This window comes from Chryseobacterium camelliae (assembly GCF_002770595.1).
Taxonomy (GTDB): Bacteria; Bacteroidota; Bacteroidia; order Flavobacteriales; family Weeksellaceae; genus Chryseobacterium; species Chryseobacterium camelliae.
In genome coordinates this window covers 3,302,048-3,316,875 of the sequence record NZ_CP022986.1, presented here as the reverse complement: position 1 = coordinate 3,316,875, position 14,828 = coordinate 3,302,048, and the positions used below count along the sequence as shown (strand labels likewise).

16 protein-coding genes and 1 pseudogene are annotated in these 14,828 nt (G+C 42.8%); all 17 read right to left on the bottom strand.

Features of this window, described 5'->3' with window-relative positions; genetic code table 11:
* Nucleotides 1-127: 127 nt before the first annotated feature.
* The 17 genes and pseudogenes from paaZ to CGB83_RS15300 all read right to left on the bottom strand — a co-directional run bounded on the left by paaZ (nucleotide 128) and on the right by CGB83_RS15300 (nucleotide 14,754).
* The gene (paaZ, locus tag CGB83_RS15380) at nucleotides 128-2,623 is read right to left on the bottom strand and encodes a phenylacetic acid degradation bifunctional protein PaaZ (RefSeq protein WP_100076600.1); all 2,496 of its coding nucleotides are present in this window, start codon (nucleotides 2,621-2,623) and stop codon (nucleotides 128-130) included.
* A 6-nt stretch (nucleotides 2,624-2,629) separates the two neighbouring features.
* Complete coding sequence (locus CGB83_RS15375) at nucleotides 2,630-2,911, bottom strand: hypothetical protein (protein ID WP_100076599.1); 282 nt, start codon at nucleotides 2,909-2,911, stop codon at nucleotides 2,630-2,632.
* Entirely contained in the window at nucleotides 2,908-3,159 is a 252-nt protein-coding gene (locus CGB83_RS15370; RefSeq protein WP_100076598.1) for a hypothetical protein, read from the bottom strand. Before CGB83_RS15370 ends, CGB83_RS15375 begins: the two co-directional genes overlap by 4 nt.
* Nucleotides 3,160-3,223: 64 nt before the next feature.
* A complete protein-coding gene (locus CGB83_RS15365) occupies nucleotides 3,224-4,051 on the bottom strand; it encodes an alpha/beta hydrolase (RefSeq protein WP_100076597.1) in 828 nt (275 codons plus the stop codon).
* 76 nt (nucleotides 4,052-4,127) lie between these two features.
* A complete protein-coding gene (locus CGB83_RS15360) occupies nucleotides 4,128-4,721 on the bottom strand; it encodes an acyltransferase (RefSeq protein ID WP_100076596.1) in 594 nt (197 codons plus the stop codon).
* Nucleotides 4,722-4,837: 116 nt separating this feature from the next.
* Nucleotides 4,838-6,046, bottom strand: coding sequence for a 3-oxoadipyl-CoA thiolase (gene pcaF, locus CGB83_RS15355; RefSeq protein WP_100076595.1), 1,209 nt, complete (start codon nucleotides 6,044-6,046; stop codon nucleotides 4,838-4,840).
* An 89-nt stretch (nucleotides 6,047-6,135) separates the two neighbouring features.
* Nucleotides 6,136-6,549 (bottom strand): PaaI family thioesterase, encoded by a 414-nt coding sequence (locus tag CGB83_RS15350; protein WP_100076594.1) that lies wholly within the window; start codon nucleotides 6,547-6,549, stop codon nucleotides 6,136-6,138.
* Nucleotides 6,550-6,864: a hypothetical protein gene (locus CGB83_RS15345; protein ID WP_100076593.1), complete on the bottom strand. Its 315-nt coding sequence runs from the start codon at nucleotides 6,862-6,864 to the stop codon at nucleotides 6,550-6,552.
* A 78-nt stretch (nucleotides 6,865-6,942) separates the two neighbouring features.
* Nucleotides 6,943-8,076: a 3-hydroxyacyl-CoA dehydrogenase NAD-binding domain-containing protein gene (locus CGB83_RS15340; RefSeq protein WP_100076592.1), complete on the bottom strand. Its 1,134-nt coding sequence runs from the start codon at nucleotides 8,074-8,076 to the stop codon at nucleotides 6,943-6,945.
* Nucleotides 8,077-8,116: 40 nt separating this feature from the next.
* Nucleotides 8,117-8,471: pseudogene (locus tag CGB83_RS15335) on the bottom strand (four helix bundle protein).
* Nucleotides 8,472-8,499: 28 nt separating this feature from the next.
* A complete protein-coding gene (locus tag CGB83_RS15330) occupies nucleotides 8,500-9,300 on the bottom strand; it encodes an enoyl-CoA hydratase/isomerase family protein (protein WP_100077613.1) in 801 nt (266 codons plus the stop codon).
* Between the two features lie 173 nt (nucleotides 9,301-9,473).
* Complete coding sequence (gene paaD, locus CGB83_RS15325) at nucleotides 9,474-9,938, bottom strand: 1,2-phenylacetyl-CoA epoxidase subunit PaaD (RefSeq protein WP_100076591.1); 465 nt, start codon at nucleotides 9,936-9,938, stop codon at nucleotides 9,474-9,476.
* A gap of 98 nt (nucleotides 9,939-10,036) precedes the next feature.
* A complete protein-coding gene (gene paaC / locus CGB83_RS15320) occupies nucleotides 10,037-10,786 on the bottom strand; it encodes a 1,2-phenylacetyl-CoA epoxidase subunit PaaC (RefSeq protein ID WP_100076590.1) in 750 nt (249 codons plus the stop codon).
* A gap of 134 nt (nucleotides 10,787-10,920) precedes the next feature.
* Nucleotides 10,921-11,202, bottom strand: a complete 282-nt coding sequence (gene paaB, locus CGB83_RS15315) for a 1,2-phenylacetyl-CoA epoxidase subunit PaaB (protein WP_100076589.1) — start codon at nucleotides 11,200-11,202, stop codon at nucleotides 10,921-10,923.
* A gap of 123 nt (nucleotides 11,203-11,325) precedes the next feature.
* The gene (gene paaA / locus CGB83_RS15310) at nucleotides 11,326-12,264 is read right to left on the bottom strand and encodes a 1,2-phenylacetyl-CoA epoxidase subunit PaaA (RefSeq protein ID WP_100076588.1); all 939 of its coding nucleotides are present in this window, start codon (nucleotides 12,262-12,264) and stop codon (nucleotides 11,326-11,328) included.
* Nucleotides 12,265-12,352: 88 nt separating this feature from the next.
* Nucleotides 12,353-13,438 (bottom strand): 2Fe-2S iron-sulfur cluster-binding protein, encoded by a 1,086-nt coding sequence (locus CGB83_RS15305; RefSeq protein WP_100076587.1) that lies wholly within the window; start codon nucleotides 13,436-13,438, stop codon nucleotides 12,353-12,355.
* Nucleotides 13,438-14,754 carry a phenylacetate--CoA ligase family protein gene (locus CGB83_RS15300; RefSeq protein WP_100076586.1) on the bottom strand — a complete coding sequence of 439 codons (1,317 nt, stop codon included), beginning with the start codon at nucleotides 14,752-14,754 and terminating at the stop codon, nucleotides 13,438-13,440. The genes CGB83_RS15305 and CGB83_RS15300 overlap by 1 nt, the downstream gene beginning before the upstream one ends.
* Between the last annotated feature and the right edge of the window lie 74 nt (nucleotides 14,755-14,828).

Here is a 14,828-nt window from a genome sequence, read left to right as displayed (position 1 = left end):
GTCAAGCAACTGCTGGTTTTTAACAAAAGATTATAAACTTACAGCCAACTGAAAACCTTTAATGAAAAAAGCAGCAACCTATGACTAAGCTGCTGCATTATTGTAGTGATGTGTACCCTCTATTATATTAAATCAACCCGAACTGCTCGAAATGATGGGTGAAATGTTTCCGGTGCAACAATTCCCACATTTCCTTATTCAGCTTTCCGAATACGAAATTCATGTGCTCGGCCTGCGGATTTTCTTTGTAATAGATGGAAAATCTTTTCAGGTTTTCCAGGAACGACTGTCTGGCAACATCCAGGTTTTTATGCTTTAATTCCGGCAGTGAGCCATCGACATTCAGAAACGGAGCCTGGAAATCTTTTGGCATTTTCCTGTGCGTGTATAGGGAATCCTGCCATTTTTCCAGCTGTTCTTCAGGAGTGAAGCACTGATCGGCTTCCGGTTCCCCTAAACTTACCAACAACCCATGTTCCAAATGTTCGATCATCTGCTGGGGAGACATTTTTCCCCATTGGGGTAGCGTTTTTTCCGTCAAACCATTCAGGATTTTCTGAATATTCTTTACATTCAGGTCAATGAAAGGAGAATGTTTAGCCACCAAAGTCAGAATAGTGGCTACACAAACCACTTCTTCTCTCTGGTTCACCACTTCCACTAACCACTTTACAACGCCGGAAGGAATATTTCTTCCTTTTACCCCGCGATTGATCTTTTCTTTAGCCGTTAAATAAACGGTAATCGTATCTCCCGCATATACCGGTTTGAAGAATGAACAGTTTTCCAGTCCGTAATTGGCGATGACCGGTCCTTTCTTCCCGGAAACGAACAGTCCTGCCGCTGCGGAAAGAATGAAATATCCGTGGGCAACCGTTTTGTCGAAAATAGTTCCCGTTAAGCTCGTCGCATCGGTGTGGGCATAAAAATGATCCCATGAAACATTGGAGAAATTCACGATATCGGCATCGGTAACGGTTCTTCCTGCGGTTTCCAGGGAATCACCGATTTCCACTTCTTCAAAGTACTTGCGGAACGGATGCTTGTCAGAATATTTCTTTTCCGCGCCCTGCTGGTATACTTTGGTAATCGCCGTCAGAATATCCGGAGACCCCTGAATGGCGGTTTTCTGAAGGAAGAAATGAAGACCATTCAGTCCGCCCATCTCCTCACCTCCTCCGGCTCTGCCGGGGCCGCCATGCATCAACGTCGGGAGCGGTGAGCCGTGACCGGTGCTTTCTTTGGCATTATCCCTGTTGAGGACGAAGATCCTTCCGTGCTGGGAAGCCATTTTCCATGACGTTTCGGCTACGAATTTTTCATCGTGAGAAATAATAGATCCTACCAGACTTCCTTTTCCTCTTTTGGCCAGAGCCGCCGCTTCTTCCGTATCTTTATAAGGCATCAGCGTAGAAACCGGTCCGAAAGCTTCGACGTCATGAGAAATATTCTTTTCAAAAGGTTTATCATTGAAGAACAGTTTAGGGCTCATGAAGGCCCCGTTTTCATAATCGGCATCTACCAGTTCGTGCTGTCCGTCGTAAATCAGCTCCGTTTCCGCTTTCAGTAAATTTACTTTTCTCAACACCTCATCATACTGTTGTCTGCCAACCAGAGACCCCATCTTCGTTTCCCTGCTTAAAGGATTTCCGATCTTGGTCTGGTCCAAAGCTTTAGATAAGGCCTGCTGAACATCGCCCACCAAATCCTCAGGAACGATGATCCTTCTGATGGCCGTACATTTCTGCCCGGCCTTGGTGGTCATCTCATTACGTACTTCCTTAATGAATAAATCAAATTCCGGAGTACCCGGCTTGGCTTCTAATCCTAAGATCGAACAGTTCAGGGAATCGGCTTCCATATTGAAACGAACGGCATTGCCTGCCACTGAAGGTAATGATTTTAATTTCCTTCCCGTGGTCGCCGAACCGGTAAAGAGCACGGAATCCCCATCCTGAACATAATCCAGGATATTTCCCGGCTCCCCGCAAACCAGCTGCACCGCTCCTTCAGGCAACAGGCCGCTTTCGATCATATCCTGAAATACCGCATTGGTAAGATATGAGCCGAACGGTGAAGGCTTCACGATGGAAGGAACACCCGCCAGCAATGAAGTCGACAGTTTTTCCAGCATCCCCCAAACCGGGAAATTGTACGCATTGATCTGAACGGAGACCCCTTCACTCGGCGTCAAAATATGGGTTCCCAGGAAAGTTCCGTTAGCCGAAATCTTCTGGGTTTCCCCATCCACCCAGAACGGTGTATTCGGAAGCATCCTCTTGGCAAGTCCGGAATAGGTAAAGAACGTCCCGAAACCTCCTTCAATATCCACCCATGAATCCACATGGGTTGCTCCTGTTTTGTAGGATAAATCGTAATATTTTTTCTTGCGTTCAAGAAGATATAGCGCTACTTTTTTCAGCATTTCCCCACGGTCGTAGAATGTCATGGAAGACAGGTTTTTGTAGCCAACGGTTCTTCCATAATCCAGTGCCTGTTCAAAATTTAGCCCTTCCGTATCAGAAACGGCTACCTGCTCTCCAGTCACGGCATTATACAAAGGAATACCATTCCCCGTCCCCTCGATCCATTCGCCGTAGATATAGTTTTTTAGTTTTTGCATATTTTTTTACTTTTTACTTAACGTGAGTACTTTTACATTTAATAAGGTCCCTGATAACAGCATAAGGAAGACAAACGCCAAACAGCCATTCAAAATAACAAGCCACCCTAAGAATATATCATATATGTATTCTTTTGCCCAAGCGGTCTGTAATACGGCTTCAGATTCAGCATGTTCATATATATCTAAAAAATCAGGCGCATTTTTAATGCAATAATACCCTGATGCATTCATAAAGGTTATGATGATCAACAAGAAAAGCCAATATTTCTTCAGGATAGCTTTCATTTCATACTTTTTCTGATTCCATAATAGATTAAAAGCAATACTGCTGCACCATCCAAAATAAGTACGCCATTCAGCACACCTTCATACAGATGCTGTTTGGATTCGAGTTTTGCTATTTTATCTTTTGCCGCAAATTCCATCAGATAGGCCGTCTCCAGAGATTCCGTATAGAAAAAAAATCCTAAAACATTGATTTTAAATGCTAAAACCAATACGATGAACCAATATTTTTCAAAATTTTCAATCATCAGTGTTCAGGAAGTTCCAATTGCCTTTTAAAGCTGCCAGATCTGATTAATTTTCTTTGTTAGGTTATTTTTCTTCTTTATAGGGAAACAATTTTACCAATCCTTCATACAGGCTCCTGTGCAAAATCGTGGCGTGATTGTCCGTTTCCATCATTTTATATTCTACCCTCCAGTTCTTTTTACCGGATTTCTTCAGCACCTCATACAGATCCTCAGCGTCTTTTACCATCACCGGATGCTCACCTTTCCCGACGGAAATATAAATAAATTTCCTGGTATCCGGAATTTTGGTTAACCACTGGTTTGCGCTTTTCAGTAAGCTTTCATCATCCCACCATAAGCTTGGGCTGATGATAAAATAATTGTTGAACATGTCAGGTTTTTTCAGCAAAATTTCTGTTGCCAGCAACCCACCCAACGATTGTCCAAACAGATAAGTATCGGATGTTTTAAATTGCTTTTCAATATAGGGTTTCAGTTCTTTCTCAAGAAAGCTGATAAACTGATCAGAATGCCCGGTCGTCGGATAATCCTGTTGTAAATCTTTTAAATCCGTATGAAATGTAAAATCTCTCTTTCGATCAATATTCGCAATTCCGACCACAATGGTTTCCGGCATAGCATACATCTGATTAAAGAACTGCACGAGTCCGGTGACGTGGATAAAATCTTCATTCATGCTTCCATCCAGCAGATAGATAACCGGATAGGATTTGGCTTTACTAAAATTCTGAGGAATATAGATATTCAGTGTTCTGTCTTCATTCAGGATTTTAGACTTTAATGTTCTAATCTCTCCGATCGTCAATGGTTTTACATTGCCTTCTTGCGCTGAAACCAGACCTGAAAGTCCCAATAGCATGCTGCAGATCAGCAGGATTTTTTTTATCATTTTCTTTATTTTTCTCAACCTGACGGGTTTATGTTTAAACCTCATAGGTTTTGAAAACCTATGAGGTTTGGTATGTTTACTTCACATCATCCCAAATGCTGTAATCTATAATTTTAGTTGGTGTTTGTTCCACATATTCCGTGAACGGTTCACAGGGTAGAATAGCATCTTTTCCTTCCCTGGCCAGTTCCTGGTAGAGTTTGGTCCCTTTGGTTTTCCATTTGATCATTTCATCGGAAACGTCGCGGATGATTTTCGCAGGGCTTCCGACGATCAGCTTTCGGGCTTCGCATCTGAAGTTGGCGGGAACAAAAGCCAAAGCGCCGATGATGCATCCATCACCGATCACGGCTTTGTCCATCACTACCGCATTCATTCCGACCAAACAATTTTTTCCGATATGTCCGGAATGGATGATCGCACCATGGCCAATGTGTGCCGATTCTTCCAGGATGGTTTCGATACCCGGAAAAACATGCAGCGTACAATTTTCCTGAACATTCGCGCCGTCCTTCACGATAATTTTTCCCCAGTCGCCGCGGATGACCGCATTGGGACCGACGTACACTTCTTCACCAATTTCCACATTGCCAATAATCACCGCCTGCGGATGAATATAGGCAGAAGGTTTAATGATGGGCCGGATGCCGTGGTATGAGTAGATATTCATAAGCTTAATTTTGAAAATTTGAGAATGAGTTAATTTGAAAATTCTTGAGTACTGCAATCTGAGAACTTAAAATTGTTATAATCATTTTCAAATTCTCAAGTTAGCACATTTTCAAATTAAACCCGTTCAATCACCATTGCATAACCCTGTCCTACACCGATACAAAGGGTACACAAGGCGTATTTTTTATTCTGTTTCTGCAATTCCATGGCGGCAGAACCGATGATCCTGGCTCCGGAAACTCCCAGTGGGTGACCGATCGCAATAGCACCTCCGTTTGGATTTACTCTTGAATCATCGTCTTTTAAGCCTAAAGATCTTGTGACAGCTAAAGCCTGTGCGGCAAAAGCTTCGTTCAGTTCGATGACATCCATATCGTCCAGTGACAGGTTTAATCTTTTTAAAACTTTCTGAGAAGCTTCTACAGGGCCGATTCCCATGATTCTAGGTTCAACCCCCGCTACTGCGGAACCTAAAATTTTAGCGATCGGCTGCAATCCGTATTTCTGTACGGCTTCTTCGCTGGCTAAAATCAAAGCGGCTGCACCGTCGTTCATTCCCGAAGCGTTTCCTGCCGTTACCGTCCCTCCTTCTTTACGGAATGCGGGACGAAGCTTTGCCAGACCTTCCATCGTAGAAGTCGGTTTGATGAATTCATCTGTATCGAAAACTTTAGGTTCTCCCTTTTTCTGCGGGATTTCCACTTGTACGATTTCTTCTGCCAGTCTTCCGCTTTCCTGAGCTCGGGAAGCTTTTTGCTGAGACCATAAAGCAAACTGATCCTGGTCCTCACGGCTGATCTGATGCATATCGGCTAAGTTTTCCGCGGTCTCTCCCATGCCATCAACGCCATACATTTCTTTCATTTTCGGGTTAACGAACCTCCATCCAAACGTGGTATCAAACATCTGGCTGTCTCTTCCGAAAGCCGTACTTGGTTTTGACATCACATACGGCGAGCGGGTCATGTTCTCTACGCCTCCTGCGATATAGATCTCTCCTTCTCCGGCAGTAATCGCACGGAAAGCATTGGCTACGGCAGACATTCCCGAAGCACACAGCCTGTTTACGGTTTCCCCTCCGATTTTATACGGAAGCCCGGCCAACAGCAGGGCCATTCTCGCCACATTTCGGTTGTCTTCACCCGCCTGGTTGGCGCATCCGAAGATCACGTCCTCAATTTCTTCTACCGGAACTTCCGGGTTTCTGGCGATGATTTCTTTGATGACAATAGCAGCCAGATCATCGGCTCTTACTTCTGAAAGGCCTCCGCTTAATTTTGAAATCGGAGTCCTGATATAGTCTATGATGTATACGTTGTTCATATTTTTTGCTTTATGCTAAAAGCTATAGGCAGTAGGCTTAACCAGCTTACAAAAAGCTTACGGCCTATTGCTTAAAGCTTACTGCTTATTTATAATTCTGTTACTTTCTTCCCTATTTTATACACAGTCCCCACAAACTTGGCCACCAGCTCATCGTTCTGATTGGTGATTTTAATATCGTAGACCGCAGTTTTTCTGGTTTCATTCACCAGGATGCTTTCTGCCCGGAAAACATCGCCCTCTTTTCCGGCTTTGGTAAAATTGATGACGCAGTTCAAGGCTACTGCCGCGTCTCCCGAATTATTTGAAGAAAAGGCCAGCGCCGAATCAGCGAAGGCAAAAGTAACGCCTCCGTGTACCGTTTTCAGCCCATTGATCATTTCCTTTTTAATGGGCATTTCAATTAAACAATAATGTTCTCTGACTTCAATCAGCCGGATATTCATCCACTGGGAGAAATGATCCTGACTGAGCATATATTCTGCAACCTGTTTTGGTGTCATTTATTCTGTCGTTGTTATTTCTTCATAAAGTTCATCAGACAGGTGGTCGTAAATGCTCATGGTTTTACCCAGAATAACCTGCCTGTTGGAAAGTCTTTGTGAACCTGAATCATGTTCATTGTGATAAAAAGCATTCAGATCAATGCCGTCTTCATCGGCCAATCTTTTGATCAGTGCTTTATACTTTTCATTGAATTTCGATAGTAGTTCAAGCCGCTCCTCATATTTCTGCATTGAAGAAAGCTCCTGAACCAGATATTCTTTTTCAATGCGGAGCCTGGTTTCCAGTTCGGCTCTGAATCCTTCTATATCCATACTATTAATTTGAAAATTAGTCAATTAGACAATTTGAAAATGTGTAATCAGATTATTTTCAACCCATTTTCAAATTGTCTAACTTAATTTACGGAGCAATGGGCTTTGCCGGTACCGCTCTTCCTGATATTCTTCATAAAGGTCCTGCAAGGTTTCGGAGATTTTAGCATATCCGATTTCTTCTCCCCAGGCCAGTAATCCTTTCGGATAATTGACGCCTTTCTGCATGGCCAGTTCAAGGTCCTGATCATTGGCAATGCCTAACCTCTTGGCTTCTACCGCCTCGTTGATCAGCATGGAGATGATTCTCAGGAAAATCTGCTGGTAAAGCGCCTCATCCTTCTGAGGTTCAGGTTTCACCGCTCCTTCCGCATAATCATAAAAGCCTTTTCCGGTTTTCCGGCCGTGAAGCTTGGCTTCGGACATTCTCTGCTGCAACAGGGACGGCTTGTATTTCGGATCGTAAAAATATTCGTTATACACCGTTTTAGTTACCGAGAAATTGACATCCACACCAATGAGGTCCATTAATTCAAACGGGCCCATTTTAAAGTTCCCGATGGTTTTCATGGCATCATCCACCTGTTCTACGGTCGCAATGTTCTCTTCCACCATCCGAAGACCTTCACCATAATACGGTCGGGCAATCCTATTCACGATAAATCCGGGCATATCTTTGGCGATCACCGGCGTTTTTCCCCAGTCTTTCATGAGATTGTAGATTTTTCCCGGTAACGATTTTTCAGTCAGTAATGATGGGATCACTTCCACTAATGGCATCAGCGGTGCCGGGTTGAAAAAGTGAATCCCGATAAACCGTTCAGGGTATTTCAGTTCCGCACCGAGAGAGGTAATGGAAATGGATGAAGTATTGGAACCGATGATACAGCTTTCAGAAACATGGTTTTCCAGTTCCGTAAAAACTTTGGTTTTGATTTCTTTATTTTCGATGATAGCTTCAATGATGAGCTCACAGTCTTTGAAGTCCTTCAGTTCGGTTGCGATAGAGATGTTGGCTAAGATTTCAGTCATTTTCTCGCCTGAAATCTTCTGTTTGTCTACCAGTTTGGTCAGTGTTTTTTCCAGGCCGAGGGTAGCTGTTTCTACCTGTTTTGCGTTAGCGTCATACACCCAGACTTTACATCCGTTTGTAGCGGCTACCTGTGCAATGCCTATCCCCATGGTCCCGGCACCGATGATTCCTATATTCATATTTTGAATTTGAAAATTTGAAAATGTATCAATTTGATAATTATTTTATTTTTGAAGTTGAGATAATTTTTGAAAGAATCAGAACAATTTCTTTTAAATCCGACAATAATTTTTCATCCGGAGATTTTAATTAAGGCGACATCATACATAATAAGAGCCAGTATTCCGTCTCATCCGCTTCTTTAGCTGCAATTTTTCAACTTATGTACAAAATCAGCTTTGCTTTCTGCATTCTGGGCTTCTCTTACATTGGCACCAATAGATGTTCCTGCTTTAAAAATCTGATTGGCCAGAGGAAATCTTTTTGCTTCATATAAGTCTTCGGTAAATTCAATAATACTTAATGCGAAATTAAAAGTCTTATTAACTATAATATTTTCTTTATCGTTTCTCATTTTCAAATTAATGCATTTTCAAATTGATCTATTTTCCTTTATAATCAGGTTTTCTTTTCTGTAAAAATGCGTTAACGCCTTCGATGAAGTCTTCTGTTCCGGCAGCTTCCTGTTGCAGGTCGGCTTCCAGTTCCAACTGTTCTTTCAACGTGTTGTTGTAAGAGTTGGCGAATGCTTTCTTCGTTAATTTAATCGCAGCGGTCGGCATGTTGGCCATTTTTTCGAGAATTTCCATGGATTTGGAATTGAATTCTTCTTCCGCAAAAACCTCAGCTACCAATCCATAGGTTTTGGATTCTTCAGCCGATAATTTTTTCCCGGTAAATGCTAAATAATTAGCCAATTGCCTTCCCAGTAATTTCGGTAAGAAATACGTCCCTCCGGTATCAGGAATTAGTCCGATATTGGAAAATGCCTGGGAAAAATACGCTTTATTGTTAGCCAGTACAAAATCACAGATCAGGGCCAACATGGCTCCGGCACCTACGGCAGGACCATTCACCAAGGCAACCACCGGCTTTTTGCAGCGGGTAAGCTCCATCACCAGCGGATTGTAATAATCAGTTACAATTTTGCGGATAATATCGTGATCCTGATGTTCGTTACCGGTAACAAACGCATCGTCCAGATTCTGACCGGAGCAGAATGCCCTTCCTCTTCCGGAAATGGCTACACAACGAACCGCAGGATCATTGCTGCATTCATGGATAAAGTCTTTCAGATCGGATAAGGATGGCTTGGTCAGCGCATTCATCGTTTCCGGTTGGTTGAGGTACGCGATTTTCAGCTTTCCTTCAAAATGCGTTTCAATATCGAGTTGTGTGTACATAGCTTTATTTTTTAATTTGAAAATGATGAATAACTGTTTAAATGTACGCATTTCCAAATAATGAATGATTTATGTTTTAATTCAATGTTTTAACCTGAAAACAAACAATTTGAAGGCATTTGATCAACTTTTCAAAATTGACACATTTTCAAATTACCACATTTTCAAATTGATTAATGGCATTTAAAATAATCAAAGGGCTCCAGACAGTCTAAACATTGGTAGGAGGCCTTACAAAGCGTAGACCCGAACCGGCTGATCTGTTTGGAGTTCATCGAGCCACAGCGAGGACATTTTTTTGGTTTCCCGATGTGGTGCTCATCCGCACCTTTTTCCGGTGGCGTGATTCCGTAAACCCGAAGTTTTTCCCGGGCTTCATCCGTGAGCCAGTCGGTCGTCCAGATCGGAAACATTTTGGTGGTCACTTTTGCATCCCAGCCGTTTTCCTTCATGATCTTGATGATGTCTTCCTCAATGGTAAACATGGCGGGACAGGCAGAATAGGTTGGCGTAATGGTAATTTCACAGGCATTTTCCCCGGTTATTCTCGCTTCCCGTACAATGCCCAGCTCCACGATATTGATCACCGGAATTTCCGGATCGGGAACCATTTCTAATATGTCTAAAGGATCTTTCATTGATTAATTTGAAATTTGAAAATTGGGGAAATTTGAAAATTTAAATCTGTTCGTCATTTTCAAATTAGCCCATGTTCAAATTAATGAATTGATTTTTTTTACCAGGTACATCCCGGATATGCTCTCTGCATATATTGCAGTTCGCAAAGCATAAACCCGAAATATTCAGTATGATATCCGGTTCGGGATTTCGGTTGCATGAAAGGATTAGAAGGATATTCCATTCCGTATTCGGCAAAGTCTTTTTTAGTGATTGCTAAAAACTCTTCGTAAAGTGCATCTGTATCCGGAACGATATTTAAAGCCATCAGATCATCCTCGCCTTCGGTTTTGGCAAACAAGCCTTTGGTATATTCCCAGATATTCTCAATGGCTTTTTCAAGGCGGGATCTGCTTTCTTCCGTTCCCTGAGCGAAAATTTTCATCCAGGAAGCCGCATGGGTATAGTGGTACCGTACTTCTTTTAAAGATTTCTGAGCAATGGCTGAAAGCTCTTCGTCTACGGATTGGGATAACGCTTCATACATCAGCTTCTGGTATACCGCAAAAACATAGACTTTCAGGATCGTATGTGCATAATCTTCGTTGGGAAGCTCGGTCCAGTGGGCGTTCACATACTCATGCTCATATCTTAGAAAGGCAAGATCATCTTCGGTTTTACCGTTATCGACAACCCTTGAAGCATACCCGTAAAAGTTATTGGCTTGCCCCAGTTCATCCAGCGCGATATTCGTCAATGCGATATCCTCTTCCAGATAAGGGCCTTCCCCGCACCATGCCGACAAACGCTGCCCCATGATGAAGCTGTCGTCTGCCAGTTTTAATAAATAATTATATAATGGATTCATTATTTTTTAATTTGAAAATTTGAGAATTAGTTAATTTGAAAATTGATTAGCCGCCCTGATTGAAAGCTTGAGAAAATAACGTGATTAAGGTTATTTCCAAATTTTCAAATTAGCTCATCTTCAAATTTATTAATTTACATATTCTTTACATCGTTCGGGATGTCGTAGAAGGTCGGGTGACGGTATAGTTTGTCGTCTGCCGGATCGAAGAATGCTTCCTTATCCACTCCTTCCGAAGTCACGATATACTTGCTCAGTACCACCCAAACGGAAGTTCCTTCTTTTCTTCTGGTATAAACGTCCCTGGCATTCTGCAAAGCCATTTCTGCTGTTGGTGCCTGTACCACTCCAACGTGTTTGTGAGATAATCCCGGTTTAGTCTGGATAAACACTTCCCACATATCTAAATTTGCCATAATTAATTTGAAAATTTGAAAATTGGTTAATTTGAAAATTGATGAATCGTCGTCATTGAAAATTTGAGTATAAATAACCTGGTTAAGGTCATTTTCAAATTTTCAAATTAGCTCATTTTCAAATTATATTACTTCTTTTTGTTGTTTCTCTGCAAACGCAGCGGCCGCTTCTTTTACCCAGGCGTTTTCTCTCTGCGCCTTTCTTTTGGTTTCGATACGCTTTTTATTGCACGGTCCGTTTCCTTTCAGGATTTCCATGAATTCATCCCACGGAAGTTCCCCGAAATCGTAATGCTGTCTTTCTTCATTCCATTTCAGGTCTTTATCCGGAATGGTCAGGCCTAAGAATTCAGCCTGAGAGACGGTAACATCCACAAAACGCTGACGAAGGCTGTCGTTACTCTCTCTTTTCACACGATAATTCATCGAGATTTTGGAGTTTGGCGAACTGTCGTCATTCGGGCCGAACATCATTAAAGCCGGCCACCAGAAACGGTTCAGGGAAGCCTGGGCCATTTCTTTCTGCTGTTTGGTTCCGCGGCAAAGCGCCATCAGGATTTCATATCCCTGTCTTTGGTGGAAGGATTCTTCCTTACAGATCTTCACCATCGCTCTGGAATAGGGCCCATAGGAATTTCCCATCAGCATCACCTGGTTCATGATCGCAGCACCGTCTACCAGCCACCCGATGGCGCCGATATCAGCCCAGCTCAATGTCGGATAGTTGAAGATACTAGAATATTTGGCTTTTCCGGAAAGCATGTCTTCATAGGTAGCGTCACGGTCGGCCCTGATGCTTCCATCCCCTAAAGTTTCGGTAGCGGAATACAGGTATAACCCGTGTCCGGCCTCATCCTGAACTTTAGCCAGCAAAGCCATTTTTCTTCTCAATGAAGGCGCTCTGGAAATCCAGTTGGCTTCCGGCAGCATTCCTACGATTTCAGAATGGGCATGCTGGGAGATCTGGCGAACCAAAAGTTTCCTGTAATCATCAGGCATCACATCTTTCGGTTCCACTTTATTTTCGTCGTGTACGTATTGTACGAATTTTTCTAAGTCCATTTCTTTTCTTTTAGTATTAAAGTAAAATGTCGGCTGTACAATGTATTTTCATACTTTTTACGTTGTACATTTTTACATTATACAGAAATTATACATCATAATTCAGCATCACCACATTGGTGGTCGGGTGGCACTGGCAGGTCAGTACATAGCCTCTGGCTACTTCTTCTTCGGTAAGCGCGTAGTTCTTTTCCATGAAGACTTCCCCTTCCAGAACTTCGGCTTTACACGTACAGCATACTCCTCCCTTACATGCGAACGGCACGGGAAGATTGTCCTTTAATGCTTTATCTAAGATACTTTCTTTTTTTGAGTTGAGGTGGAATGAGTATTCATCATCATCAATGATGACCGTTACCATGCTTTCGATATTGGCGATGGCCTTGAATTCATCGCTCATCTCTTCCGAATTTTCTTCATCCGGAGCGGTGAAATACTCAAACAATACCTGGATGGCCGGTACTTTCTTATCCTTTTTCAGGTAATCCGCCACACTTTTGATCATTTCCGAAGGACCGCAGATGAAGTAGGTGGCTTCCTTTACATCGATCTCAGGATGTCTTTCAAACAGCTGTTCCAGTTTATCCGGGCAGATTCTTCCTTCAAACAGTTCATCTTCATGTTTCTCGCGGCTGACCAGGTAAATAACCTTCAGTCTACCGTTAAATTTCTGCACCAGTGCCTCGATCTCCGCTTTCTTCATCACATGGTTCATACCCCGGTTGCTGTAAAACAGATACGCATTGGAATCCGGCTCCTGGTATAAACTTTCTTTGATGTTGGAGAGCACAGGGCTGATCCCGCTTCCCGCAGCCAGTCCGATGTATGTTTTCACATTGGTCGGGTGATAGGAAGTATTGAAACCACCCATCGGAGGCATCACTTCCAGTACCTCATCCATGTGCAGGTGCTCATTGAAATAGCCGGAAACTTTTCCGCCTTCCAGCAGCTTCACCAATACTTCCAGCGTATTGCTTTTTTCGCTGGGCGCATTGCAGATGGAGTAAGAACGCCGCTCTTCATTTCCGTCGATCATCATGCGGAAATTAAGATACTGCCCCTGCTTGAACCTGAATTTATCTTTCAGCTCCTCAGGGATTTCTACGGCTACATTCACGGCATCCGCTGTATCTTTCTGAACCTTTACGGTTTTTAGTTTATAAAATGAATTCATTATCTCTTGAGTATTCTGTTGATTTTTCCACCTTCGCATTTCGGCAGGCTGTCCTGGGCGTGAATTTTCACGGCAGTGGTAATGCCTACCCGTTTTTTTATTTCGTTTTCTATATTTTTCCCGAAATTTCCGACAAAAATAGCATAATCATCGGTATTTAAACTTAAATTTTGTGCCCTTACCAATTCATCATCCACTTCCACATCGATATCCAATGCTACACACATCTGTTCTTTTTCCACTGGTGTCAGGTAATAATTCGGAACGACTCCCGGAATGTGCGAAAACGCTTCTTCGATCTGGCTTGGATAGACGTTTACACCTCTTACGATCAGCATATCGTCTGCCCTTCCGAGGATCGGTTTCATTTTCACCATCGTCCTTTTTCCTTTTTCATCGTAATAGAGGCTGGTGATATCGTTGGTCCAGTACCGCAGCAGCGGCATGGCTTTCTTCGTTAAGGTCGTAATCACTAGGACGCCTTCTTCGCCAAAAGGAACCGGCTGCTTGGTGATAGGGTCTAAAATTTCGGGATAAAAATGGTCTTCCCAGATATAAGAGCCTCCTTTTTCTTCAAAATCTTCCACTGAAACACCTGGACCGATGATTTCGCTAAGCCCATAAATATTAGTGGCATGAACGCCTAATCTTTCTTCGATATGATTTCTGATGATTTCCGTCCACGGCTCTGAACCTAATACTGCATATTTCAGGCTGATGTCTTCAGGAGCAATTCCTCTTTTCGTCAGTTCATCTGCGATCGTTAAAGCATAGGAAGGCGAACAACAGAGGACCTCCGGTTTGAAATCCATAATCAGATCCACCTGTCTCGAAGTCATTCCCCCGGAAATCGGAAGGACGCTCATGCCCAGCTTTTCCGCTCCGTAATGAAGCCCTAGTCCACCGGTAAAAATACCATAGCCATAAGCGTTGTGCAGCTGCATTCCCGATCGGGCGCCTGCTGCATTCAGCGATCGGGCTACGACTTCGCTAAACAGATCCACATCTTCTTTGGTATATCCTACTACCGTTGGCTTACCGGTTGTCCCGCTGGAACAGTGGATTCGCTGCAGTTCACTCTTAGGAACGGTGCACAATCCGAACGGATAGTTGTCTCTTAAATCCTGCTTGTAGGTAATCGGCAGTTTAGCAATATCATCAATGGATAGAATATCTTCTGGTGAAAGTCCGGCCTCCATCAATTTCCCTGCATAAAACTCCGATTTCTCACCTAGATACCCTACCAAACGAATCAGTCGTTCAGACTGTAAAGCCCGCAACTGATCCAATTGTAAATATTCCACTGAAAAATCCATATCAACTAAACTAACTAACATTTGTTAGGTGTAAATGTAAAAAGATTTTTTGTTTCTGCCAAATTTTTATGATT